At 61.1% G+C, this 23,505-nt stretch carries 25 protein-coding genes; 12 read left to right on the top strand and 13 right to left on the bottom strand.

Annotation, left to right across the window (positions count from 1 at the left end):
• On the bottom strand, positions 1-415 hold a 415-nt coding region (locus P3T25_RS13120; RefSeq protein WP_429358193.1), incomplete at its 3' end, for an ABC transporter permease.
• Between the two features lie 288 nt (positions 416-703).
• Between P3T25_RS13120 and P3T25_RS13115 the strand changes: the two genes are divergently transcribed.
• From P3T25_RS13115 to P3T25_RS13100, 4 genes are all read left to right on the top strand, one after another.
• Positions 704-1,588, top strand: a complete 885-nt coding sequence (locus P3T25_RS13115; protein ID WP_154558018.1) for a LysR substrate-binding domain-containing protein — start codon at positions 704-706, stop codon at positions 1,586-1,588.
• Between the two features lie 113 nt (positions 1,589-1,701).
• Entirely contained in the window at positions 1,702-2,220 is a 519-nt protein-coding gene (locus P3T25_RS13110; RefSeq protein ID WP_154557862.1) for a helix-turn-helix transcriptional regulator, read from the top strand.
• Between the two features lie 20 nt (positions 2,221-2,240).
• Entirely contained in the window at positions 2,241-2,657 is a 417-nt protein-coding gene (locus P3T25_RS13105) for a VOC family protein (protein ID WP_154557863.1), read from the top strand.
• Positions 2,654-2,911 (top strand): hypothetical protein, encoded by a 258-nt coding sequence (locus P3T25_RS13100; RefSeq protein WP_154557864.1) that lies wholly within the window; start codon positions 2,654-2,656, stop codon positions 2,909-2,911. The genes P3T25_RS13105 and P3T25_RS13100 overlap by 4 nt, the downstream gene beginning before the upstream one ends.
• Before the next feature lie 49 nt (positions 2,912-2,960).
• On the opposite strand, the gene P3T25_RS13095 is transcribed toward P3T25_RS13100, so the two are convergent.
• On the bottom strand, positions 2,961-4,082 hold the full coding sequence (locus P3T25_RS13095) for a hypothetical protein (protein ID WP_154557865.1): 1,122 nt from the start codon (positions 4,080-4,082) through the stop codon (positions 2,961-2,963).
• Between the two features lie 359 nt (positions 4,083-4,441).
• Positions 4,442-4,759 (bottom strand): DUF4148 domain-containing protein, encoded by a 318-nt coding sequence (locus P3T25_RS13090; RefSeq protein ID WP_154557866.1) that lies wholly within the window; start codon positions 4,757-4,759, stop codon positions 4,442-4,444.
• Between the two features lie 329 nt (positions 4,760-5,088).
• Between P3T25_RS13090 and P3T25_RS13085 the strand changes: the two genes are divergently transcribed.
• Positions 5,089-6,042, top strand: coding sequence for a LysR family transcriptional regulator (locus P3T25_RS13085; RefSeq protein WP_154557867.1), 954 nt, complete (start codon positions 5,089-5,091; stop codon positions 6,040-6,042).
• On the opposite strand, the gene P3T25_RS13080 is transcribed toward P3T25_RS13085, so the two are convergent.
• The 7 genes from P3T25_RS13080 to P3T25_RS13050 all read right to left on the bottom strand — a co-directional run bounded on the left by P3T25_RS13080 (position 6,039) and on the right by P3T25_RS13050 (position 14,059).
• Positions 6,039-6,983 (bottom strand): cupin domain-containing protein, encoded by a 945-nt coding sequence (locus tag P3T25_RS13080; RefSeq protein WP_154557868.1) that lies wholly within the window; start codon positions 6,981-6,983, stop codon positions 6,039-6,041. The two genes, P3T25_RS13085 and P3T25_RS13080, sit on opposite strands and share 4 nt — an antisense overlap.
• Before the next feature lie 219 nt (positions 6,984-7,202).
• A complete protein-coding gene (locus P3T25_RS13075) occupies positions 7,203-7,973 on the bottom strand; it encodes an ATP-binding cassette domain-containing protein (RefSeq protein WP_154557869.1) in 771 nt (256 codons plus the stop codon).
• Positions 7,973-8,962, bottom strand: a complete 990-nt coding sequence (locus P3T25_RS13070) for an ABC transporter permease (RefSeq protein WP_233464705.1) — start codon at positions 8,960-8,962, stop codon at positions 7,973-7,975. The genes P3T25_RS13075 and P3T25_RS13070 overlap by 1 nt, the downstream gene beginning before the upstream one ends.
• 8 nt (positions 8,963-8,970) lie before the next feature.
• A complete protein-coding gene (locus tag P3T25_RS13065; RefSeq protein WP_154557870.1) occupies positions 8,971-10,059 on the bottom strand; it encodes a sugar ABC transporter substrate-binding protein in 1,089 nt (362 codons plus the stop codon).
• A gap of 445 nt (positions 10,060-10,504) precedes the next feature.
• Positions 10,505-11,239: a FadR/GntR family transcriptional regulator gene (locus P3T25_RS13060; protein WP_154557871.1), complete on the bottom strand. Its 735-nt coding sequence runs from the start codon at positions 11,237-11,239 to the stop codon at positions 10,505-10,507.
• A gap of 144 nt (positions 11,240-11,383) precedes the next feature.
• Positions 11,384-12,757 carry an MFS transporter gene (locus tag P3T25_RS13055; RefSeq protein WP_154557872.1) on the bottom strand — a complete coding sequence of 458 codons (1,374 nt, stop codon included), beginning with the start codon at positions 12,755-12,757 and terminating at the stop codon, positions 11,384-11,386.
• Between the two features lie 51 nt (positions 12,758-12,808).
• Entirely contained in the window at positions 12,809-14,059 is a 1,251-nt protein-coding gene (locus P3T25_RS13050; protein ID WP_154557873.1) for a metal-dependent hydrolase family protein, read from the bottom strand.
• 407 nt (positions 14,060-14,466) lie between these two features.
• Between P3T25_RS13050 and P3T25_RS13045 the strand changes: the two genes are divergently transcribed.
• Positions 14,467-14,673, top strand: a complete 207-nt coding sequence (locus P3T25_RS13045) for a hypothetical protein (RefSeq protein WP_154557874.1) — start codon at positions 14,467-14,469, stop codon at positions 14,671-14,673.
• Between the two features lie 40 nt (positions 14,674-14,713).
• Entirely contained in the window at positions 14,714-14,872 is a 159-nt protein-coding gene (locus P3T25_RS13040) for a hypothetical protein (protein WP_154557875.1), read from the top strand.
• Between the two features lie 61 nt (positions 14,873-14,933).
• Here the strand turns inward: P3T25_RS13040 and P3T25_RS13035 are convergent, their stop codons facing one another.
• Positions 14,934-15,140, bottom strand: a complete 207-nt coding sequence (locus tag P3T25_RS13035; RefSeq protein ID WP_408382048.1) for a hypothetical protein — start codon at positions 15,138-15,140, stop codon at positions 14,934-14,936.
• 368 nt (positions 15,141-15,508) lie between these two features.
• Here P3T25_RS13035 and P3T25_RS13030 point away from each other — a divergent pair, with 368 nt between their 5' ends.
• The 5 genes from P3T25_RS13030 to P3T25_RS13010 all read left to right on the top strand — a co-directional run bounded on the left by P3T25_RS13030 (position 15,509) and on the right by P3T25_RS13010 (position 20,499).
• Positions 15,509-16,846, top strand: coding sequence for an MFS transporter (locus P3T25_RS13030; RefSeq protein ID WP_154557876.1), 1,338 nt, complete (start codon positions 15,509-15,511; stop codon positions 16,844-16,846).
• A gap of 73 nt (positions 16,847-16,919) precedes the next feature.
• Entirely contained in the window at positions 16,920-18,137 is a 1,218-nt protein-coding gene (locus P3T25_RS13025; RefSeq protein WP_154557877.1) for an acyl-CoA dehydrogenase family protein, read from the top strand.
• A 35-nt stretch (positions 18,138-18,172) separates the two neighbouring features.
• Positions 18,173-18,709, top strand: coding sequence for a 4-hydroxyphenylacetate 3-monooxygenase, reductase component (hpaC, locus tag P3T25_RS13020; RefSeq protein ID WP_154557878.1), 537 nt, complete (start codon positions 18,173-18,175; stop codon positions 18,707-18,709).
• Positions 18,710-18,711: 2 nt separating this feature from the next.
• Positions 18,712-19,428 carry an ethyl tert-butyl ether degradation protein EthD gene (locus P3T25_RS13015; RefSeq protein ID WP_168435529.1) on the top strand — a complete coding sequence of 239 codons (717 nt, stop codon included), beginning with the start codon at positions 18,712-18,714 and terminating at the stop codon, positions 19,426-19,428.
• A 153-nt stretch (positions 19,429-19,581) separates the two neighbouring features.
• On the top strand, positions 19,582-20,499 hold the full coding sequence (locus tag P3T25_RS13010) for a LysR family transcriptional regulator (RefSeq protein WP_154557879.1): 918 nt from the start codon (positions 19,582-19,584) through the stop codon (positions 20,497-20,499).
• 20 nt (positions 20,500-20,519) lie between these two features.
• Here P3T25_RS13010 and P3T25_RS13005 read toward each other — a convergent pair whose 3' ends face one another.
• On the bottom strand, positions 20,520-22,991 hold the full coding sequence (locus P3T25_RS13005; RefSeq protein WP_154557880.1) for a c-type cytochrome: 2,472 nt from the start codon (positions 22,989-22,991) through the stop codon (positions 20,520-20,522).
• A complete protein-coding gene (locus tag P3T25_RS13000) occupies positions 22,975-23,490 on the bottom strand; it encodes a (2Fe-2S)-binding protein (protein WP_154557881.1) in 516 nt (171 codons plus the stop codon). The genes P3T25_RS13005 and P3T25_RS13000 overlap by 17 nt, the downstream gene beginning before the upstream one ends.
• Between the last annotated feature and the right edge of the window lie 15 nt (positions 23,491-23,505).

The following is a 23,505-nucleotide window of genomic DNA, read 5'->3' as shown; positions in this document are numbered from 1 at the left end:
CCAATGCGACCATCAGGCTCACGCCGAAAGCGCGCCGGAAACTCGTGTTGGCGGCGAGGTCGGCGAACCAGTGTCCGGTGACGCCGGTCGGCAGCCCGCCGCTGAAGATGGCGATGTAACCGAAACCCAGCGTGAGCGCGGGCACCCCGACCGGCAGCAACGCGACCAGCCGCGCGGTCATGCCGCGCCCGGAGAGCGAGCGGTAGTGCAGCGCATACGCGAGCGGCAAACCGATCACGGCAGCCGCGCAGCAACACGCCAATGCGACCATCAGGCTCACGCCGAAAGCGCGCCGGAAACTCGTGTTGGCGGCGAGGTCGGCGAACCAGTGTCCGGTGACGCCGGTCGGCAGCAAGGTGTTGGTCCACGTTTCACCGAACGCGCCGATCAGCAGCAGAGCGATCGGCAGCAGCATGTAGATCGCGAAGAGCACCACCACGGCATGAAGCGCGACGCGCTGGATCGACGCAAAGCCCCCGCTGCTGTGACGAGCGGGAACATGGGGCTGGATGACCGGTGCGGCAGGCGTTTGCATGCAAGCTTTCCTCGTGAAACGGACTGAAATCTGCGCGCCCTGACTGGACTGGGGCGCAAGATTTCGATTTGCTTGCAAGTGTGCGGATGCGACATGGCGTCGTCATGAAAAAAACGTACAAAACACGCATTGCGCTGTGCGCATCCGGAATACTTCGACGCCAGACCAATGAAACACCTTTACCCGAACGTCACCGAATTACTCGCCTTCACAAGCTCCGCCAAACATCTGAACTTCTCCAGGGCGGCGCGTGAACTGGGACTGACGCCCAGCGCGGTCAGCCGGCAGATCGCCAGCCTTGAAGATTCATTCGGCGTGCAGTTATTCATTCGGGACGGCCGCAACCTTGCGCTCACCCGGGCGGGCAGCCTTTACCTCGCGCGCGTGGCCACCCCGTTGCGCGACCTGGGCAACGCGTCGCTCGAGCTCATGAGCGCCGCCGGGCAGAGCGACGTGCTGACGATCGCGAGCGTGCCGACATTCACGACCAAATGGCTGATTCCCCGCCTACCGGAATTCCTGTCAAGCACCCCGGGACTCACGATCAGCTTCAGCCGGCACCTCGCGCACGGCGATCCGTTTCCGCTGGATCTGGACGCGGCTATCCGCTATGGCGATGGAAGTTGGGAGGGCGTCCAATGCGATTACATCGACGGGCGTACTTTTCTGCTGGTCTGCGCGCCCGAATGTCAGCAAAGGTATGCGTTACGACGGTTGCAGGATGCCGCGCGTGTGCCCCGGCTATTGCACAGCCAGGCTGAACAGGTATGGAGTCAATGGGCCGAGTTCTACGATGTCCGCGATATGCATGTGCTTGCAGGCCCGCGTTTCGAGCAATACTCCGTGCTGATCCAGGCAGCTCAGGCCGGTTTGGGACTGGCGCTCATCCCAGCCTTTCTCGTGCGCGACAACCTCGCGGCCGGCACCCTCGTTGAGCCGCTGACGGCTCCGATCGACGTCGATCATGGACACTATCTCTGCTATTTCCCGGGGCGCATCGAAACACAACCGGGGTTGAAGCGTTTCCGGGAATGGATGTTGTCCAAGGTCTGAGACTCAATGCGCCAGAACACGCGTTGTCGGCCTCAGCGGGCGCCAGTGCGCCGCTTTGCGGGTGCCCGCGTTGAGCCTAAACTACCCGCATCCCGTCGGCCCTCCCGGAACTCATGCCCCTTCGCGAAGACCATCACGCCCAGCCGCTTGCCTCGTCCCCCACACCGGTCGGCGCCGACGCGTTGCAAGACCCGGCCCTGCTGCGCCGACTGCTACGCGCCAAAGACCGCATGGACGCCGCCTCGCACGAAGCCTGGCCCGTCAAGCGCCTCGCCGAGGTCAGCGGCGTCTCTGAAGCCCATTTCGCACGTTCCTTCAAGCGGGCCTTCGGCCTCCCACCGCACCGCTACCTGCTGACACGGCGCATCGAACAGGCCACCACCCTCCTGCGCGACACCGAGCTCAGCATCACGGAAATTGCCTTCGCCACCGGCTGGGAGAGCCTGGGCACCTTCGGCCGCATCTTCCGCGACATCACCGGCCAAAGCCCCAGCGCCCTGCGCCTCGAGGCTCAGGCCAACATGCCTCAACTCGACCGTGTGCCCGCCTGCGTCCTCAAGGCCGCGCAGCGACCCGACCTCAACATCGCAGTTTTGGAGAAGCGCCGCCGCGTGGCCAAAGATACATTCTGACCATCAACCAGGGAGGTGCCATGAACCAAGGTGTAAATGTTGTGGGCTTGTACGTCGATAACCAGGACGAAGCGCTCACGTTCTACGTCGACAAGCTCGGATTCCGCGTCCACACGGACGTGCGCAACGGTCCCTACCGCTGGCTCACGGTCCAGCATCCGGATCAGCCCTCGTTCCAGCTCGGCCTGTTCACACCGGGGCCACCCATCCACGACGACGCCACTGCGCAAACCTTGCGCGCCATGGTCGCCAAGGGGGCCATGCCGCCCCTGGTTCTCTCTGTGACCGACTGCCGCGCCAGCTACGCCAAGCTGAAAGCCCGCGGCGTGGAATTCACCCAGGAGCCGGTAGACCGCTTCGGCAGCGTCGATGCCGGATTCCGCGACCCCGCCGGCAACGGCTGGAAGATGATCCAGGCCCCGAGGAGCGCGACATGAATACCAGCAGCTGGATTCGTCGGTCTCACCGGTGGGTATCCATCGCCTTCACGCTGACGGTTATCGCCAACTTTGTCGCTATGGCCCAGGGTAACGGCGTCCCGCCACCCTGGATCACTTACGCGCCGCTGGTGCCGCTGGCCCTTCTGTTGTTCTCGGGGCTCTACCTGTTTGCGCTGCCCTACTTCGGCCGCTACAGCAGCCGTCATAGCTCACAGCGTTCTGTCGGCGACCAGGAGGCGCCGCTCGCATGAACAACGCCCCTATCGTGCGAGCTGAGCCTGCCTGGGCGTTGGTGACAGTCTAGCGGGTCGAGAACACTGAGATGCCGCCGTTGGGGAATCCTGCCGCGCCGGCCTGGAACGGCACATACACTTGCCCAAGCGAACTGTCGATGGCGACCGAATGCGCGCCTGTGCCCACGGGAATCTTAAATAGCAACTGCCGTGACGCGCCATCGATTACCCCCATCTGCGGGCTAAACCCTGAGGCGGCAGCAGTACCGCTGGTGACATAGTGCCGGGCCGGCAGGAAATAGCGATTGGAGGCCGGATCGTAATTGACCTGGTCCACCCCGCCAAATGGCAGGCTGGCTTGAATTGCGCCACTTGTACGATCGAGGATCAGCGTGATGAGGGGATTGCCGGCGGGTGGATCGCATCCAATGAGCACGTCGTTATTCGGACCGAGCACGATGCCCGTCGGTCCGCATTTCCCTAATGGAAACGACTTGCTGACAGCAGGACTTCCCGCCGCCGCGGAGCTGGCAGTGATGACATCGAGTTCGCCATCGGGATTGGCAGCGGTCCCGTCGTTGTTGATCAAAAAGCTTTTCGAGGCTGGATCATATGTGCATGCTTCCAGCCCCGACGAACCGTTGAAAGGAAGCTTTACCAGCACCGTTTGTGTCAGCGTGGAAATGAACGTGACGAACGGCGGCGAGTCTCCAGGGCTCGCGTACATCACGAGATGATCGTCAGGATCGTAGCAACCCTCATCGACGCGCTGTCCGGAATTACTGATGGTGATGGTGTTGACCGTCTTTTGCGCAGCCGTATCGATCACCTTGACCGAGTCGACGTCGCCGGCATAGATCGTGTTCGTGCCGGTGATACCTACAATACCGTCGGGACCGGACTCGTTTGTCGTGGCGCCGGCACCGATGAATGGACCCGGAATCTGGGCGATCAACGTGTTCGATTTGGTGTCTACGACATCGACTGCTTTGTTGTTGCGGTCGGTGAGAAAGTACTTGCCGGCCTCGACGTAGCCGATGTCGAAACTGAATGGCGGGCTCGAAGCATTGGGCACGGCGATGTTCGTCAGTAGCTTTGGCGATGTCGGTGTGCTGATGTTGTCTCCACCTCCACAGCCGGCCAATGCGGCCGCAGCGAGTAATATCCAGGCCATCCGGCGCTTTTCCATCGATTCGTCTCCTTTCCATTTATGGGCTTGACCGCTGGTCCACGGATTGGCCTGAGTATTTGAATTTCCCGCCGCTCTCGATCGACGAGCCATTTCTTAAGGAATCTTAAGAAATGGCTATCTGTACAGATAGCCCTATTCCCCATCGATGCGGCTGTATGGCTCACACAATGGCGGCGCGGCGGAAAATCGGAAAGTAAAACTTATTTATGGTCTGTATTCAGTGAACGCCATACCTGTAATGGATCTGAAACATTCAGTGGCGTTCGCTCATCTCGCCGATATCCGTGTTTTCAGACGGCCGTTCACCCAATACGCCGAAAGAAGTAACCAACGATGGCTTGTGAGACCCGCGAGCTTCAGTGACCGAAATAGATCGAGTGAGTAGTTGCGGTTGCCGTCGGCGCACCCGCCTGCGATGAGCCATCCGACGTTCCGCCTACATCCGTGCTCCCCTGCGCCGCAACATTCTGCGCGTGGACACGCGCCTCTGCTGCCTGGATATCGTCTGGGTAGTGCACATCTTTGGCGGCCGGCCGGTACCCGGCCTGTTCTAGTCGAATCAGATCCGCGCGTACTTCCGCCCGCGTCAGCGGAGCCGCAGCCTCCTGCGCGAAAGAGGCAACTGGAGCGGCGAATACGCCGGCAATCAACGCTGCATAGATAAGGGTCTTCATGATGAAATATCTCCCGAACTTAAGTTTGGTCAGCTTCACGCCACTATGACTGAAGCCTCCGATCTCACCACCTCGTGGAAGCGGGAGTGAGTGTTCCTTATTCTGTACGGCGAAGATGGATGCACGCTGACGCTCACATTACAGTGATGTCATATTCGCTTCAGCAGCCCCCCGTTTCTTGCTGCAAGAGTGAAGATCAAGGGGTTATCCTTCGACACTCACGGCGATACAGGCACGTCGATCGTTGACAGTTATTCGCCTGGCATTTTTTGAGCACGAACTTTGCACTTGCCACAACTACTCCGTTGTTTCACGCGGGAAATATAGCCATGGATTATTTTGCCGCGGTACGGGCCTTCATTAACGCTGCAGAACTGCAGAGCTTCAGTAAGACGGCCCATGAAATGGCAGTCAAGACCTCGACCATCTCGCGCTACGTAAGCGAGCTCGAAAAGGATCTGGGCATTGCCCTGTTCAACCGGTCGACGCGAGGGCTAGTCCTGACAGAGGGCGGCAGACTGTTTCGCGAACACGCCATGATTGCCCTGCAGGCGCTCGACGACGCACGCCAGGTCACGTCATCGCTGAATCTCACACCGCAGGGCGTGCTGCGCGTCACGATGCCGTCGGCATTCGGGCGCCGGCATATCGTGCCGCATCTGCCGGCGTTCATGACGCGCTACCCCGACATCGGCCTCGATATCGTGTCGACCGATGAAACGCTCAACATGATCGAAGCCGGCATTGACGTGGCAATCCGTATCGGCGTGTTGCCCGACTCTTCGTTAATGGCCAAACGCATTGCGCCGCATCGTCGTATCGTCTGCGGCAGCCCGGCATATTTCCAACGCAGCGGGATACCTCGTATCCCTGAAGATCTGGCCGCGCACGATACGCTTCGCTTGTCCCTGCTGCCGGACGACAAATGGTCTTTCACGCGCGTCGCGGATGCACAGGCGTCGCCGGAACAGGTGCTGGTGGAATTGCAAGGGCGCTTGCGCGCAGACGACTCCGAAGCCGTGTTGGAACTCGCTGTGGCCGGCTGCGGCCTGGCTCTTCTGCCGACGTGGCTCGCGTCTACGGCCTTGCGCGAAGGGCACCTTCAGCACGTGCTGCCTGAATGGGAGGCGCGCACGGGGCGGGCCGAACCAGCGGTCTGGGCGGTCTACCCGCCGAAGAAAATCGTCTCGTCGAAGGTGCGCGCGTTCGTGGATTTCTACGCCGAGATGTTTGGCGAGCCGCCGTACTGGGACGACGGACCCGCATTGGCGCTTAAGCCTTAACGGGCGAAGCGGATGTCGAGCGTGCGCAGCCAGGTCTGCAAGCCGGCATCCTGGATCGGGATCACATAAGCGTTTTCGTTCGTTTCATTGAAATGCGCATGCCAGTATCCCGGCGGCGTAACAAACGCCATCCCGGCTTCCCAATCGACGCGTATCGGATTCGCGATATTGCCGCTCTCATCCAGTTCGGTACCGACCAACGTATAGACGCCTGGCTTGCCCCCGGCGATAAAGTCGAGTGCAATCGACTGGTGACGGTGCGGCTTCTGAATTGAGTTGGGCGGCACAATGCCGAACATGGCCCACAACACATGCGTGACCGTTCGCGTCTGCGGGAAGTTAGCGTTGCCCATCAGCACGCTGATGCGGTTGCGGCGGCCTGCATTGGCTTCTTCCGAGACCTTGCGCAATTCCGCCTGCGCCTGGGCGGCCGGATAGAGCGTCGCCGCAAAACGCGCGCGGACGCCGGTCGTGCCGAGATACGTGAGCAGCGGCGCATCGTTGACGTAATAGAGCGTGGCCGTCGCGTCGGCGGACAGCACCCCGGCATCGCCGCCCGGCAGCGTGAAGAAATCGCCCTGCGCGAATGGGAAGCGGGTTTCGGCCTGCGTCACGTTGCCGGTCCCACTAATGACGTAGCAGACCTGCGAGGTCGCGTTCGGGGCAAGCGTCAACGCGTCGCCTGCGTTGATGCGCAGGAAATTGGCGCTCAAGCCGGGACCGGTCGCGGGGCCGGGGCAACCCAACTCCGCGGAGAGGTCGAGCGGCACGACCCGGGTCGCGCCATCCGCGTACAACGAAGGCGGGAAATTGCGGAAAGGCACGCGCGAGATGAGCTTCGCGCCGATCGGATTGGCGGACGACGTGTACTCGAAGTATTGCGCGTCCAGGGTCGCAGTAGCGGGTTCGGCGAGAAGCGCCGGGGACGTCCTGGTCAACATGGTCTGCTCCTTTGGGTTAGGCGGGCTTCGTCCGGGTCCCCTCATGAAGTTGGGGTTAGCGTCCGAAAGCTGACCTGACTATAGGTGCGGGCCGCTGGCCTCAGAAGTGCCGGAAATCGAAATCACTTTTGCGCAAAGGGGTATACCGTGCCGGGCCGCATTTGAAAGCGCGCGTGGATCACGCCCAACTCGAATGCTCACGCACGTAGCAGTCCGGTGTCAGTTTGTCGTTGCCCGCATTGCCCGATATTCGCGTCGAACGATATCCATCAGTTCCTCGACGGACGTGCTGGCTGCTTCTCGCTGGTAAGTGACACGTCCGCGCTGCATCAGCATCACGCGGTCCGCGATATCGAGCGTCTGAGCGTAGTTATGCATGATCATGACGATGGACAGACCACCTTTATTCTTGAGTCGAAGGATCAGATCGATGATCAGTCCGGCCTCGCGGGCACCCATTGCGGCGAGCGGCTCGTCAAGCAGCAATATCCTGGCATTTGAATTGACCGCGCGAGCGACTGCGATTGCCTGTCGCTGCCCGCCGGAAAGTTGTTCGACCGGCAGATCGACCGAAGGCACGTGCACGCCGATCTCCTCAAGACACTCCGCGGCACGAATACGCATGGCGCGATTGTTCAAGAGGCGAAACGGGCCTCGACGTATGATTTCCCGATTCAGGAACATGTTGTGATAGATGCTCAGCGAATTGGCGAGCGCCAGATCCTGGTAGACGCATTCAATGCCGAGTGAACGGGCGTGATCGACCGAGCGAAGCATGGTTTCCTCGCCACCTACAAAAAGCTTGCCGCTGGTCTGCTGATGAAACCCGGTCAGAATCTTGATCAACGTCGATTTGCCCGCGCCATTGTCGCCGAGCACGCCAAGGATCTCGCCTTGCCTTAGCGTCAGCGACACGCCATCGAGCGCGGTAACCGCACCGAAGCGCTTGACAATATCTTCGCCGCGCAGCGCCTCCAGCACCTCGGACATCACAACTCCCCTTTGCGCGCGAGACGAACCACGTGGATGTTGAAGATCATAGCCCCGAGGATCGCCGCGCCGAGAATCATGTTGAAGGTGAAAGCGTTGATGCCGATCAGCGTGAAACCGTCGTTGAGAATGCCAAGCACCGCCGCACCGATCAACCCACCGATGATCGTGCCCGATCCGCCGGCGAGCGGCGTGCCGCCAATCACGGCTGCGGCAACGGCAAGAAACATGATCTGATTCCCGCCCGCTTGCGGATCGATCGACGTGATCCGAAAACCCTCCAGAATCCCGGTCAAGCCGGCTAGTAGCGCGGCAAGAATAAAGTTGCCGAGCTTCAGCCGTCTGACCTGTATCCCTGCTTCGCTCGCGCCCAGCGGATTCGCTCCCGACGCGATCGTATGCAAACCCCAGCGCGTATGGCGAAGCAGCACGTGCATGACCGCGGCAATGGCCAGCGTCCAGATGATCTCGCTGTATCCCCATCCTCCCATGACCGCCGCGAATACGGAATCCTCCGGTGGCGAAACCGGCGTGCCTCGCGAGATCGTCAGCGTGAGGCCGTTTACGAAGAACAACGTACCGAGCGTCGTCACAAAGGATGGGATGCGCAGGTAGACCGTCACGGCGCCGTTAATGAGCCCGACGAGGCCTGCCGCAATAACGCCGGTAAACATCGCAAGCCATGCGGGCAGGCCGGCCTCGAGGGAAAAATGCATGATGAAAGGCGCAAACGCAAAAACCATCCCGGCGGAAAGATCGATCTCTCCCCCGATCATCAGCATGATTTCACCAAAGGCAATGATCGCCACCGGGGCGATGAACTGCGAGAGATTCTGCAGACTCGCGCCGGTCAGCAAGAAGTCGTGGTTGACCGTCTCGAAGTAGATGCAAAGAATGAGTGCGACGGCAAGGATGCGAATCTCACTGGAACGCCCGAGCGCGCTTGACCAGCGCCTCGGACGTGCAGCGGGTTGTGGGGCGTCCGGCACGGCAGAGGTCACCCTTTGATCGCGCCTGTGCGTGGCACGATCTGGGCTTTCGTGCTTTTGCCTTCATAGCGCGTCGAGGTGTTCAGGTAAGGATCGACGGTGCCCTTGGTGACGAATTTCAGACCCGTGTTGATATTGGCCGGCCCAACGAGGCCGCCGGATGAAAGAAAGATGAAGGCCTCCAGCACCGTATAAAAACCCTGTACATAAGGTTGCTGGTCGATCGTGAAGTCCAGGAAACCTTCGTGGATCAGATCGACCGTGCGCGGCAACAGATCAAAGCCGCCGCCGTGCACACCTTTGGCGGGCAGGTTGGATTCTTTCATCACCTCGGCAACGCCCTGGGTGCTGCCCGCATCGACGGCAAACATGCCTTTGAGATCCTGGTGGCCGAGAAAGAAGGACTTGATCTTCGAGAGTTCTTCGTTGACGGTCGCGCCGGTTGCGATGGTCTGCACGTCGATCTTCTTGCCCGATTTCTTGATTGCGGCCGCTGCGCCGTCAAGCCGGGGCTGAATGTTGAGCTGGCCTGGCGTGGCGATAAAGAGCGCGACGAGACCGCTGTCGATCAGGCTGACGATTCGCTCACCCATCTGGTAGCCGGACAGATAAAGATCCTGGCCGATATAGGCAAGGCGCGGATTCGTCGAACCCGAGGGCGCATCGGCGTTATAGGCGAACACGGGGATGCCGGCGTCGAGCGCGGCCTGGATCGGCTTGTCGAACGCCTTGGGATCGACGATCGGCACCGCAATTGCGTCAGCTTTCCCGGCAATCGCCGCGTTGACCGCATTCACCATTTCGCCGATGTCGGCATTGGCCGACCCGGTCCATTGATAGTCCATGCCCAGCAACGCGGTCGCATCCTGAATGCCGTATTGCGTGGGAACGAAAAACGGATTCGTTGTGACGTGGTTGACGAATACGATCTTCCACCGTTTGTGCGCCGGGAACGATCCGGCTTCCGCCGCCTGCGCCGGCGTGATCATTCCACCCATTAGCGCCAGTGCTGCGGACAGGCCCGCGCCCTGCAGCAAGCCGCGACGCATGCCTTGCACTTCGTCCTTTTCTTCCTTACCTTCCTTCGCTTGCGCCATCTCAGTCTCCCGTCTCTCAGTTGTTGAACACTTCAATGTCCATGACGGCGCAAGCAGGAAAAGCCCCGGCAAGAACAGCACCGGAGCCGGGAATCATTCCTTTCATGAAACCCACGTGCACGCGCGTACGCATGACTACCCTCCAGAAAATGCTATATCACGCCCTTTTGCCTACTAATCGATGTATACCCTTAACTAGTCCGACTAATTAATTTTTTGCGGTGCAGCGCGGCGCTCCGTATTCGCGTCCCACCGTGCAGCGCAACACGATGATGGGACAGGTCCGGATCGCTGGCCGCAGGTCGTGCGTTGTCGAAATGATCTGCACAATATGCAGCTTTAATAGTATGACTATCGACTTGGCGCCCGGAAAGCAAGGGACGTGAAGAACAGTAAGCGCCCGCTGCGCTCTGCCCGGGGGTTCGACTCAGCCAACCCGTTCGCATCAGGGTTGTGTCTGAAACTGGCTACCGGTTTCCAGAACGCGCTCGGCGTCCGCGCGTGCATTGTCGAGCTGGACCAGACTTGCATGCCGCGCGCCCAACGGGTCACGACTCTGGATTGCAGTGAGAATCGCCTTGTGCCGCGGCAACGAAAGCGCGTGTGTGTCGGGATGACGGCTCGTCAGCTTGATCGATTCCGTCAGGGCAAGTGACAGCATGTTGCCGATATAGGCCAGCAGGTCGTTGTGAGTGGCCGCCATGATTGCGCGATGAAACTCGAGGTCAGGATCCAGTAGCGCGCTTGCGGTTTCCGCACGCTCCATCTGGTCGTAAGCCGATGCAATGCGCGCAAGATCGTCGCTTGTTGCAGCCGTGGCGGCAAGTGCCGCCGCCGCGGGTTCGATAACGCGGCGCACGGTCAGGAGCGAGCTGAAGAACTCGCCTTCCGGAACACTGTTGATCGTCCAGAACAGGACATCGGGGTCAAGCATGTGCCACTCCGCGCGAGGCTTCACAACACTGCCTACACGCGGTTTCGACACGACCAGCCCTTTCGCCACGAGCACACGGGTGGCCTCGCGCAGCACGGGGCGGCTAACGCCATAGCGCTCGCATAAGTCGGCCTCAGCAGGCAAGCGCTGGCCCGGCTGTACCCTGCCGCCGACGATATCCATGCCGAGCTCCTGCACAATGCGGCCGTGCAAGCTCTTGCGCTGCTGCAGATGACGATAGTCCATGGTCAACGATCGCAGTCGTGTCCGGCTCGGTTTTGCGCCGACCGGTGCGGCGTTCTGGATGGCACTTACCTCGTCGTCGACACGGATAGCGGTGGGTAGCGCGGAGATACTTGCCGGTCCAAGCATAGCACGCGACATTTGGCGCTAATACTGTTCGATTTGCCCTGCTGCAATGTCCTCGAGCGATCTTCCGCGTGTCGGCACCCCCATGAGTACCACGGCCATCGCACCGGTCAGCAGCACAAGCGTTGTCGCACCGAACACCCCGCCAAAACCAAGCTTCGGATAGACGTACCCGACAAGAATAGGCGCTGCAATCGCGCCCAGCCGGCCAATTGACGAAGCGAGCCCCGTGCCCGTTGCGCGCACGTCGGTGGGAAACACCTCCGGGGTATAGGCGTAAACGCCGGCATAGGTGCCGTTCATGAAGAACGACAGCAGGATGCCCGACACCATGATGCCGGCATCCGTACGCGTCAATGCAAGCCCAAGCGCCGATACGCCGCCCAATATCATGTATGACGCGATCGTCGCCTGCCGGCCGATCTTCTCGTTGAGCCACGCACCTGAAAAGTATCCCGGGATCTGTGCAATGTAAATCACGAGCGAATACGAAAAGCTTCGCGTGATCGTCATTCCGTTCTGAACCAGCAAGCCGGGAATCCACGTGAAAAAAGCGTAATAGCTGAACGTGATGGATAGCCACATCAACCACGTCATGGCTGTGATGCGCGCGAGTTTCGTCGCCCACAACGCCTTGACGTTCGCGACGATCGAGGCTCGTCCGGCTGCGAGCGGAACGGTTCCGTCACGCACCGGAGACAGCGGCTCCAACTGCACGCCCGCTTGGGTGACCTCCGCCTCCATCCTCGACACGATCGCATCGGCCTCCGCGTGCCGGTCGCGCGCCTCCAGCCAGCGCGGTGACTCGGGCAACGCGCGGCGCCACCACAGCAGCATCAGAATAGGCAGCGCGGTAATGACCATCACGGCGCGCCATGCATTGGGTGCGAGCGGGATCACCAGATAGCCGAGCAATGCAGCCGCTACGAAGCCGAAGGAGAAAAAACCCGCGAGGCTGCCCGTGAAACTCCCGCGATACCGCCGCGCCACGAACTCCGAGAGAAACGGCGCGACGATGGCGCTTTCCGCTCCCGTTCCTAACCCGGCGACAATCCGCGTCGCGAGAAAAAATCCCCAGTCGTTCGCCAATGCACTGGCAAGCGACGCGACACAGTAAATCACGAGCGCATACATCATGACCTTGCGTCGGCCGATGATATCGCCGAGCATGCCCGCCAGCATCGCGCCGAAGAAATAGCCCATGAACGTGCCGCTTCCCAGTACGCCCGTCTGTACGCTCGTCAGCCCCCATTGCGTGCGCAACACCGGCAGCAGGAAAGCGAGCACGGCGGCGTCCATCGCATCGAAGGTGTAGCCGAGGCCGCCCATCAATAGCAGACGGCGGTGAAAAGCTGAAAACGGCAGGCGCTCGATGCGGGCGGAAATCATCGTCATAGACAGGCTCCGACAGGGGCTGCGGGGCGCCGCGGACGCAGCGTCAAACGGTCAAACTCTTTCGAGTTCGTTGACGAAGAGCCGGCCATCCTTCATCACGAGCGGAATATGCTCACCCTGACCCAGCAGACAATCGACGGACTTCAGAGGATTGCCATCGACCACCAGCACATCGGCATGGGCATCCGGCATGATTCTGCCGAGCTTGTCCTGCATGCCCAGCACTTCCGCGCCAACGAGGGTCGCGCTTGCGATCACCTCGGCCGGTGACAGAACCTCGGCCAGGATCCGGAATTCATCGCTTTGCAGACGTTGGGCCTCGCCGAGCAAGTCGGTGCCAAAGCCCATCTTCACCCCGGCGCGCTTCATGATTTCAATCGAGTGCATGCCGGCGCCGTGCACGTCCGCGACCTTGGCAATACTTTCGGGCGGCAAACCATATTTCTCGCCTTCGCTTGCAAGGGCATCGTAAGTAACAAGGGTCGGCACGACATACGCGCCATGCTCCGCGACGAGGCGGGCGGTCTCATCGTCAATCAGATTGCCGTGCTCGATCGTGCGCACGCCACAGCGCACCGCGCGCGCGATCGCTGCAGCCGTATAGGCATGCGCGAGCACATAGGTGCCGCGCCCCTGAGCTTCCGCTACGATCGCGCGGATCTCATCTTCGGAGTAACCGAATGCGCCGACCGGATCGGTCGGTGAAGCAACGCCGCCCGAGGCCATGATCTTGATCTGGTCGGCGCCCATCTGCAGTTCCTCGCGCACGGCCCGGCGCACTTCATCGACGCCGTCCGCCACGCGGCCAAGCGCCCCCACGCGCACGCAGCATCCGCAGGGTGAATCGGGCGGCATGTAGTCGGAGCGGGCGCGAGGATCGGCGTGACCACCGGTCTGGCTTAACGCGCGGCCGGATACGAAGAGGCGCGGACCTTCGATCAGCCCTGACTCGACCGCCTGCTTGAATGGATACCCGGCACCCCCTGCGTCACGCACGGTGGTGAAGCCGCGGCGCAGCATTGCACGCATGATCGGCACGGCGCGCAGCGTCACCAGCACGTTGGGTAGCGTCGCAACGCGCGGCAGGTTGAACTCGATCGCAACGACGTGCACATGCAGATCGATCAACCCCGGCATGATCGTTTTGCCTTTCACATCAATTACGTGCGCGCTGCCGCTTTTTATCGGCTTGTCGGAAACCTCGCGGATGAAACCGTCCTCGATGAGGACTTCGAAGCCTTCTAGCAGATCAGGATGGGTAGGGTCGAGAAGTGCGCCGTTACGTAGGAGGAAGGTGGTCAACGGTTGTCTCCTTCAGGTTTCAATCGCAGCGCCCGGCATCCGGAACTCACCTCGAGTATGCAGACGGGCGTATGGAAGCGCTGCCAGAATAGTCACCGGGATCAGTGTGACACGCATCACGTCTGTGCGCTGACGAACACGTTGTGCGAAGCGGCACGCGATTGCCGGTCAACGGGTCGTGCTGCGCCGCGACGGATTCACGAAGGTGCCGTAAAAATGCTGAAAAAGTTTTTTCCCACATATTGATCTATTGGACAACTCAGCATTAAGATGAGTGCCATGGCGCGCGACATGCCACCTGAACGTGAGGTGACAGCCTGCAGCAGCCATCCCCGAATTGATCCTGCTCGCGTAGCGAGGCCAACGGATCACGTTCCCAGCAAAGCAGGTTTAGCCAGGAGACGGCGATGCTCAGTCCGCATGAATTCGCGACCCTCATGCTACTCAAGGATGCGCCGGATTGGCTGAATCTGGACGGTGCCGATCTGGAAGCGCTTCTAGACCGTCAGCTCGTCACGCTGGAGAACCTCCCTTCCGGGCAACAGCGCCCGCTCATTACCCACGACGGACAGATGTTCCTGAAGGCTGCCGCTCGTATCCTGAACGACGAATGACACGTATCGCTTGATCAGTTTCACAGTCAAGGAGTGTTCCGTGGCCGAATCGTGGACAGGAATCGTCGTGGGGCTGTGTGGGTTGAGCGCCGCCGTGCTGCTGGTCGCCGTTCACTATTGGCGCGAAATGACGCGGCGGCGGAAACTCAGCCGGATGGACCATCGCGATTGCTGGGAAGTGATGCGCCACAGGCGCTGATGGCAAGCGCACGTCGCTAACGAAAGATGTACGCACACCCGTTGCCCGGAATCCCAGAATATTAGAGGTCGAAGGTGCCTCGATACTTCTCGTCGGCATCCGAACGGGTATTGAATTCGACGAGGACGCCGCCCGGTACTTCACAGAAGAATCGCGAGCCGCGTTCATGCTTGAACACGCCGGTTTTCATCACGACGTCTGCTGCAACCATCTCGTCATAGAGCGTGCGCCGCGACGGCCACGTCCTCTTGCGGTGGCAAACCGTCACGCGCGAGGACTTCCAATAACACGCTGCGCACCGATCCGGTGCTGGCCAGCGCCACGCGCAGTTGCGGCCTGCTCTCCTCGACGTCGAGTAGCCGTGCAAGCGTAGGTCTCGCGAACTGCTGCCGCACTGAGACGCCGATCAGATGCCTGAGCGCGATCGGTCCAAGTGGCGTGCCGCGCTTCGGATGACTTCATCTGTCTGCATGCGTCGTCATGCACGCCATTCATGTCGTTCATTTTTGTCCTGAATTTGACCGCCTTTTGCCTCGGCCATATTGTGCGGACATGCCTGCCCCGTTCGCATCGTCGTACCTGCCGATCTGTGTTGTCGAGAGGCGGGATCTCCAACACTGTGATCTGCGAAATGCCATGAATCCTGACGCAACAGCTACGCTTGCTCCCCTATCCGACCTGCGTCCGACCAGCAAGGTTCGCCGCGCGGTGACGACTGCAGTGCTCGGCCAGATTCTCGAGTGGTACGACTTTTTTCTCTATGGAACCGCCGCCGCGCTGGTGTTCGGCCACCTGTTCTTCCCCATCGGCACCGATCCACTGACTGGGACGATTGCGGCGTTCGGCGGCTTTACGGTTGGCTTCATCGCCCGCCCGATTGGCGGCGTGCTCTGCGGCCATATCGGGGACCGGTACGGCCGCAAGACGGTCATGATGCTCACGCTGTTGATGATGGGCAGCGCGACCGTCTGCATGGGTCTCTTGCCGACTTATCAGCAAATCGGCATCGCGGCCCCCATTTTTCTGGTCCTGCTGCGCATCGTGCAGGGTCTGGCTGCGGGTGGGGAATGGAGCGGCAGTATTCTGCTCATCCATGAAAACGCGCCTGCATCGAAACGCGGTGCACTCGCTGCATGGAGTCCCTGCGGCGCAGCATTCGGCTTCGTTCTCTCCACCGTTGCGTTCCTGCTCGTCCAGACGCTGTCGTCTTCCGACTTTCTGAGTTGGGGCTGGCGCGTGCCGTTCCTGTGCAGCGCCGTGTTAGTCGCGCTCGGACTGTGGATGCGCCGCTCCGTGGACGAAAGTGCCGAGTTCGCCGAGGTCAAGGCCACGCACCGTGGCAGCCGCATGCCGATTATCGAAGTGCTTCGCCAATGTCCACGTCAGGTGCTGACCGTTTTCGGCCTGCGCTTTGGCGAAGGCGCTGCGTCGTACATCTTCTTCGCTTTTTCGATTGCCTACGGCCGGTTTGTCGGCCTGCCATCGAGCTGGATTCTGGGTGGATTGACGGTGTCGATGCTGTTGATGATCCCCGTTTCGCTCGTAATGGGTCACGTGACGGACAAAATCGGCCGCAAGCCGGTGTATCTCGCCGGAGCAATCGCTATGGTGCTGGTCGCCTACCCTTACTTCGTGTTGCTCGGCTCGGGCGTGCTGTGGAAAGTCATCCTGGCGCTCGTCCTCGCCAACAGCATGACACTGGGTATCCTCGAAGGCGCTCAGCCTGCTTTCATCAGCGAATTGTTGCCTGTTCATCTACGTTTCTCGGGTCTTGGCATTGGCCGCGAGATGTCGTCGGTACTCGGCGGCGGTCTGTCGCCGATGATCGCGACCGCGCTGCTCGCTCACTACCGTAGCGCCACGCCAGTCGTCATTTACCTCGTTGTTCTCGGACTGATCACCGTGCTCGCGACCTGTCTTGCGCCCGAGACTTTCCCGAAGGCTTTGAGACTTCAGGCGAAAGAAAGCGCCTAACATCGTCAAGCGGAGGCGCTGAGTCGCCGCCGCACCAGACGGATCGATTATTCAATTCCTACACCCTGCCATCATGCAAAGCCTTCAAAGTGCCAGCCTTCCGACGCACGCCTATGAACCTCGCGTCATCGATCAAGCCGACCTGTATCCGGAGTACGCGGGTCCTCTTACCCTCGATGTTCTGATCGAGGAAATAGAGCGTCGAAGAGACGAGTTCGATCAGTTGTCGCATGTTCCGCGCGACGTGATCGCGAAGATGAAACGCGCGGGCATCTTTCGCGCAAGCACGCCGCGCCGCTTCGGTGGAGACGCGCTGCCGCCGCCGCGATTTCTGCGCATACTCGAGCGCATCGCGATCGCCGACGGGTCGACCGCCTGGGTCGCCGCGTTTGGGTCGGCGAATACCTATCTCGCGTCGCTCCCAATCGAAACGCAACAGCACATTTATGCAAAAGGACCCGACCAGGTTTTTGCCGGCGGACTCTATCCATTGCAGCCAGCCGCCAAAGTGCCGGGTGGCTTCATGGTCAGCGGACAATGGCGATTTGCAAGCGGCTGCAAGGGCGCGGACTGGATCGGCGTAGGGATCGGCGGCACGCCCGCCAATTCGGGCGACACTGGCGCAGGAAAACCGTTCACCGCCGTATTCCCGGCGCACGAGGTCGAGATCGTCGAGAACTGGAACGTCGTCGGTATGCAGGGCACCGGCAGCCATGATCTGCGGCTTCGCGACAAATTCGTCGACGCACAATGGACATTCGTTCGCGGCGGCCAGGCGCTGATCGACGAGCCGCTCTATCGCTATCCTGCCGTTGCGTACCAGGCGCAAGTGCACGCGGCCGTCAACGTCGGCCTCGCGCGTGCAGCGCTCGATCTGCTGACCGACATGTCCGGATCGACTAAAACCACAACCGGCGCCCCGCGTCTTGCAGATCGCGGTTACTACCGCTCCGGTCTTGCGAAAGCGGAGGCCAACTGGCGCAGTGCTCGTGCGTTCTTCTACGAGTCCGCCGAGTCGGCATGGCAAACCATCATCGCCGGCGATCCTGCGACACAGCATCAAGCCAATCTGATGCGCCTCAGCGCGACTCACGCCGCACAAGTGTGCGCCGAGGTCGTGATGCAGGCGTATCAGTTGGCAGGCATCGCCGCGATCTACCGCGAGAATCGGCTGCAGCGATTGGTGCGCGACTCGATTGTCGTGACGCAGCACGCGTTCCTTGGAGAAGGCACCTACGACGCATCGGGCGCACTGTTTGCCGGCATCGCGCCGGTAACGCCGTATCCCTGATGAGGGCCATGCCACATGAAAGCGACAGGACAATCATGACGATCGACGACACCAAACGGCGTTTCCGCGATGCGATGGCGTGCCTGCCCGCGGCCGTCAACATCATCACCACGGATGGCCCGAGCGGACGTTGCGGGATTACCGCAAGCGCAGTCTGTTCCGTGACGGATGAGCCGCCGACAATGCTCGTTTGTATCAACCAGGCCAGTTACGTACACGATGTTCTGCATCACAACCGGAACGTGTGCATCAATGTGCTGGCTGCGGAATGTCAGGACGTCGCGCGTGATTTCGCGGGCATGACAGCCTGTTCGATGGACGAGCGGTTTGCACGTCATGCATGGACGATCGGGCATCAGTCGGCCCCGGTCCTCTCGCATGCGATTGCAAGTCTCGAAGGCGAGATAGTCGACCTCAAGAGTGTTGGATCGCATTCGGTCATGTTTGTAGAAATCGGGCATATCTCGACCAGATCGGAGGGCGACGGACTGATCTATTTTGGTCGGCAGTTCCACCGCCTTGTGCGGCCAGAAGCAACGGCGCAATCCGTCGTAGCAAGTGCTCCGAGGTGAACGTGGAAGTCTGTCTGTTTCTTATCGGCTACCGCAATGACATGCATCGGGAGCCGCGCGACATCGATATATCGCTCATTCAGGCGGTGTCCCAGAACGTAGAAGGACTGCGGCGCTTCGTAATCCATCGCTCTGTCGAGTCGGCGAATGGCGACCCTCATTCAAACGAACATGCTTTGAAGCCACGCTGGGTGCTGCAGTGGTATTTCGACGATCTCAATCCTGCCGAAGCGGCGCTTCAACGCGGCGGTGCCACACATACGATCGTGGAGCAAGCGATCGACGCCGTCCAGGACCGCCTTGCATTCGCGCAGCAACTCATGGCGGTGAGAAAATTTGCTACGCCGAATGCCCCCGACATTGACGATCCGTCTGAGAAATGCACGTATCTCGTCGGCTATGAAGGAGAAGCCCAGAATTTCAATGCGTGGTTGACGCACTATCTGAAGCATCATCCCCCGCTCATGGCACAGCTGCCCCACATTCGTGAGCTGGAAATCTATACGCGGGTCGACTATCGGACCGGTTTAGATATTCCGCAAGCAACCGCCATGCAGCGGAACAAAGTGGTCTTCGACGATTCCGCGGCGCTGGCCGCAGCGCTGGCCTCGCCGGTACGTGCGCAAATGAAGCAGGATTTCGACGCATTCCCGCCATACAGCGGACCGGCCTCGCATTTCCCTATGCACAGCATTTACGGTAACCTGCAGCGGAGGTAAGGCCGGACGCGGATGGCCCCAACCGATCGGCCGCTGTCACGTCCCGCTCTGCGAACCGGATACTGTCGCATCGAAAGTTGCGCGTCCGTTTTAACAGCCAGAGTCTGACGCAACGCGATCGTCAGACTCCTTCACTGCCGCGATCCGAACGTCATGACAAAGTCGCACTCTGGCATTACGGATTTGAATCTGCTACGCGTGTTTCTGGCCATTTCGGATCTACGCAGCCTGACCGCCGCGGGCGAACGCCTCGGGCTCACGCAACCTGCCGTTAGCCACGCGCTCCGTCGGCTGCGTGGGTTATTCGACGATCCGCTCTTCGTTCGCACACCCAGCGGCATGGTGCCCACGGATGCGGCACTGCGTTTGCACGCACCGCTCACGCAGGCGTTCGAAATCATCAACGGGGCAGTGCAGCAGCTCGCGAAATTCGACCCCGCTACGACGACGCGCGTATTCCGCGTGTCGATGTCGGATATGTCGGAGTACTTTTTCCTGCCGCCGCTGCTCTCGATGCTCGACCGTACTGCACGCGGCATCCGGATCGAGATCGCCAATGTCTCCGTCGACTCAGTGAGTGCCGCGATGCGCAGCGGTGAAATCGATCTCGCGCTCGGTTACGTTCCGGGTCTGGATTCAGGTTGCGTGAGCAGGACGCTATTCTTCGACGAACACGTTTGCGTTGTGCGAGCGGGGCACCCCTTGCGCAAACTGAAACCAACCAAGGAAGACCTCGCAGGCTTGCGCTACGTCTATGCGAGTACAAACGCAACCGGACACCGGATGGTCGAGCAATGGCTGGAGGAATTGAACCTGCGCCGGGATATCGTGCTGCGTCTGCCTCATTTTGTCGTTGCGCCCGAGATCGTTCAGAACACGGATCTCGCCGTCATTTTCCCCAGAAGCATCGCGCAGCGCTTTAACCGCAACAAGTCCTTCCGCATCCTCCCGTTGCCTTTCTCGTTGCCACCCATTGAAATTCAGGTCCATTGTCACGCCCAGTTCTCGGCGGACCCGGGAATCGCCTGGCTGGTCGACTCCATTTACGATATGTTTCATCAGGCCGGTTGACCGGATTTTCCCGGACGGCGCTAGTGTCCCGCGCGCAATCTTGCCGACGCCGATTCGAGATCACGCCAGGCCGGCTGCCCTGGCGCGTAGCGCGCGCGGATATACGACGCGAGTTCGGCCATCTGCTTGTCGTCGAATACATCTCCGAATCCGGGCATGTAGCCCAGCGATTCCGTTGCGGGCTGATCGATCCCGTGTTGCAACACATGCAGAAGATTGTCCGGTGAAGCCTGTGCAACGCTCGTGTTCAGCCCCATCAACGGACGCACGCCGAAATGGCCGACGCCGCCCGATTCCGCATGACACACCGCGCACGATGCTTCGAAAATGCGACGGCCGTTTTCGAAGCCAAGTGTCGTCGTCGAACCCGCGTCCGTAGCAATCGCATGCGCGGCCGCGGCACGGGCGGACACCTCCGCGTCAACGGGTGGCGACAACGACGCGACGTAGTGAGCCATTGCGCGCACGTCGGATTCCGGCAGCGTAGCGAGCCCGGCGACGACAGGTGCCATCGGTCCCGCCGCCACACCGTGTTCTGCAGAAAAGCCCGTGCGCAAATAGTCGAATAGCGCAGCCTCGGACCACGGCACCGGCGACGCACGCGAAGCCACCAGCGACGGCGCGTCCCAGCCTTCCGCACTCCCGCCCGACAGATACGCAAAACCGCCCTTCTCCGCGCCGATCGCATTGCGCGGTGTATGACACGCGCCGCAATGCCCCGCGCCGTCGACCAGATACTTGCCGCGATTCCATTGCGCCGAGCGCGTCTCGTCAGGGACGAACGCACGCGTGTCATGAAACAGCCAATTCCAGCCGGCCACCAGCCGTCTTTGATTGAGCGGGAATGGCAAGTTCGTTTTCGGTGGCGCGTTTTTGACCGGCGCTTGCGACATCAGATACGCGTAGAGCGCCATCATGTCGGACTCGCTCATCCTGGCGAACGCGATGTACGGAAACGCCGGGTAAAGATGCGAGCCGTCGCGCGAAACACCTTCGCGCATCGCCCGCGCGAACGCTTCGTACGACCAGGTTCCGATGCCAGTCTGCGCATCGGGCGTGAGATTGGTCGAGTAGACGGTGCCGAACGGCGTGTCGAGCGCGAAACCGCCGGCATTGGTCTTGCCGCCCGGCGCGGTGTGGCAGACCGCGCAATCTCCCGCGGCGGCGATCTGACGACCGCGTTCGAGCGTGGCCGGCGACCACAGCGAAGTGTCGACTGAGGCAATCGGCGCGATCGGCGCCGGCCCCGGCAGGACCGAGCACGCGAGGCCGATCAAACCGCCCATCACGCCGCCGACGCCGCCCCCGGCCAACCAGCGCCGCCAACGCGACGGACGACGCATTTGCGCAGGCGCCACGACCAACGTAGCGGAAGGTGCGTCAGCCAACGCGCGGCGAATGCGCTCCGCGTCGAACGGGGGTGCACGGAAACGCACGCCGGTTGCGTCGAACAAGGCGTTCGCAATCGCGGCCGCGGCGGGCGCGGCGGCACGCTCTATCGTGTCGGCCTCCGCGCTCGTCAAGGTACGCGCCGTCCCGGCAGTCGACTCGTTCAGCGCCCTCCCCGTTACGCTCAGTTCATGCGACACCGCAGCATCGCCGTTCGCAGAGCCGGTTTCATCGTGGGCCGACCGGGCAAGAAAGCGCACGCCGGTGGAGCGCTCGATCGCATCGGTCACCTGCCATGACGGCAAGCCCGAGACGCGCGCGGCACCCGGTTCGCCCGAACCACGGCCCGCAACCACGCGTCTGATCGCGACATCACCAGTTTCACGATTCACGTCGACATCCACGACCCACGCCGTCCAGCTATCGGCACTCGGATTCGGCGTTCCCGCCGTGACGCGCACAGGCAAACTGCTTTTCTCATCCGACGATAGCGGCGCGCTGTGTTCAAGCGCTTCGCCGTCGAACGCGAAGCCGCGTCCGCGCACCCAGGGCGACGCCGGCTCAACCTGAGCCGCAAGCGCCCCGCCCCACGCGGCACGCTCGGTCACCATGCGGATCGTTTCGCGCGCGCCGCCGTCACGCTGCGCGTCGAGGTGCTGCAGGCGCAACGCGACGGGATCGCGTTGCAACGCATGGGCGAGTTCGTCGATGAACGATTCGCGGGCAAACGCATGCGCCTGAACAGGAATTGTCCGGGCCGCAGAAGCTTCGACCGCCACAGACGTCTGAGCGTGCCGGTACACCAGCAAAGGCGCATCAGACTCGACGTCGTCATCGCACGCTGAAGCCTCTTTGTGTTCCAGCCGCGCACGGTATTGCCACGTTGTCATCGTGCCGTCGTGCTTGTGGCCGGTTTCGACCATCAGGTCCGCATAGGCCATTGCGGCTGCGTCGCCCGTTTGCGTTGGTACGGGCCATTGATACCGTTCCGACCGGTACAGCGCCGCGCCGGACTTTTCGTTCTCGACAGACTGCGCACGCACAGACTCAAGCCCACGTTCATCCTCACGCACCGCTACGATGTCGTCACCGTCCTGATTCATGCGCACCTTCATGCCGCAGATATTGCGCAGCGCGACGCACCGCGTTGACGATCTCGAAGTGCGTGCCGCATCGGCACAGATTGAAGCGCAGCGCGTCGCGGATCGCGTCGTCGTCAGGCTCCGGGTTACGGTCGAGCAACGCCTTCGCGCTCATGATCATGCCGTTCAGGCAGTAACCGCACTGCGCCGCCTGTTCGTCGATGAATGCGCGCTGCACCGGGTGCAGCGCGTCGACCGTCCCTAGTCCTTCCAGCGTCGTGACTTCGCGCCCGATCGCAATGCTCGCGGGCACGACGCACGAACGCGTCGGCTGATCGTCGACGATCACCGTGCACGCGCCACACTGCCCGAGGCCGCATCCGTACTTCGGCCCGTTCAGTTCGAAGTCGTTGCGCAGGATATACAGCAGCGGCGTATCCGGCGTGGCGCCTTGAACGGTGCGGCGAACGCCGTTGACGGTGAGCGTCAGCGGACCGGCGGGCGGACTCGAATGCGCCATATCTGAGCCTGTTCA

Origin of the sequence: Paraburkholderia sp. GAS32 (genome assembly GCF_050434225.1) — a bacterium.
GTDB classification, from domain to species: domain Bacteria; phylum Pseudomonadota; class Gammaproteobacteria; order Burkholderiales; family Burkholderiaceae; genus Paraburkholderia; species Paraburkholderia madseniana.
Note: the sequence above shows the minus strand (reverse complement) of the source record. Positions and strands in the feature narration are given on the sequence as shown.

Coding starts and splice junctions, on each gene's coding strand:
- P3T25_RS13115 (WP_154558018.1), top strand. CDS start 704: ATGAAACACCTTTACCCGAACGTCACCGAATTACTCGCCTTCACAAGC.
- P3T25_RS13110 (WP_154557862.1), top strand. CDS start 1,702: ATGCCCCTTCGCGAAGACCATCACGCCCAGCCGCTTGCCTCGTCCCCC.
- P3T25_RS13105 (WP_154557863.1), top strand. CDS start 2,241: ATGAACCAAGGTGTAAATGTTGTGGGCTTGTACGTCGATAACCAGGAC.
- P3T25_RS13100 (WP_154557864.1), top strand. CDS start 2,654: ATGAATACCAGCAGCTGGATTCGTCGGTCTCACCGGTGGGTATCCATC.
- P3T25_RS13095 (WP_154557865.1), bottom strand. CDS start 4,082: ATGGAAAAGCGCCGGATGGCCTGGATATTACTCGCTGCGGCCGCATTG.
- P3T25_RS13090 (WP_154557866.1), bottom strand. CDS start 4,759: ATGAAGACCCTTATCTATGCAGCGTTGATTGCCGGCGTATTCGCCGCT.
- P3T25_RS13085 (WP_154557867.1), top strand. CDS start 5,089: ATGGATTATTTTGCCGCGGTACGGGCCTTCATTAACGCTGCAGAACTG.
- P3T25_RS13080 (WP_154557868.1), bottom strand. CDS start 6,983: ATGTTGACCAGGACGTCCCCGGCGCTTCTCGCCGAACCCGCTACTGCG.
- P3T25_RS13075 (WP_154557869.1), bottom strand. CDS start 7,973: ATGTCCGAGGTGCTGGAGGCGCTGCGCGGCGAAGATATTGTCAAGCGC.
- P3T25_RS13065 (WP_154557870.1), bottom strand. CDS start 10,059: ATGGCGCAAGCGAAGGAAGGTAAGGAAGAAAAGGACGAAGTGCAAGGC.
- P3T25_RS13060 (WP_154557871.1), bottom strand. CDS start 11,239: ATGGACTATCGTCATCTGCAGCAGCGCAAGAGCTTGCACGGCCGCATT.
- P3T25_RS13055 (WP_154557872.1), bottom strand. CDS start 12,757: ATGACGATGATTTCCGCCCGCATCGAGCGCCTGCCGTTTTCAGCTTTT.
- P3T25_RS13045 (WP_154557874.1), top strand. CDS start 14,467: ATGCTCAGTCCGCATGAATTCGCGACCCTCATGCTACTCAAGGATGCG.
- P3T25_RS13030 (WP_154557876.1), top strand. CDS start 15,509: ATGAATCCTGACGCAACAGCTACGCTTGCTCCCCTATCCGACCTGCGT.
- P3T25_RS13025 (WP_154557877.1), top strand. CDS start 16,920: ATGCAAAGCCTTCAAAGTGCCAGCCTTCCGACGCACGCCTATGAACCT.
- hpaC (WP_154557878.1), top strand. CDS start 18,173: ATGACGATCGACGACACCAAACGGCGTTTCCGCGATGCGATGGCGTGC.
- P3T25_RS13010 (WP_154557879.1), top strand. CDS start 19,582: ATGACAAAGTCGCACTCTGGCATTACGGATTTGAATCTGCTACGCGTG.
- P3T25_RS13005 (WP_154557880.1), bottom strand. CDS start 22,991: ATGAATCAGGACGGTGACGACATCGTAGCGGTGCGTGAGGATGAACGT.
- P3T25_RS13000 (WP_154557881.1), bottom strand. CDS start 23,490: ATGGCGCATTCGAGTCCGCCCGCCGGTCCGCTGACGCTCACCGTCAAC.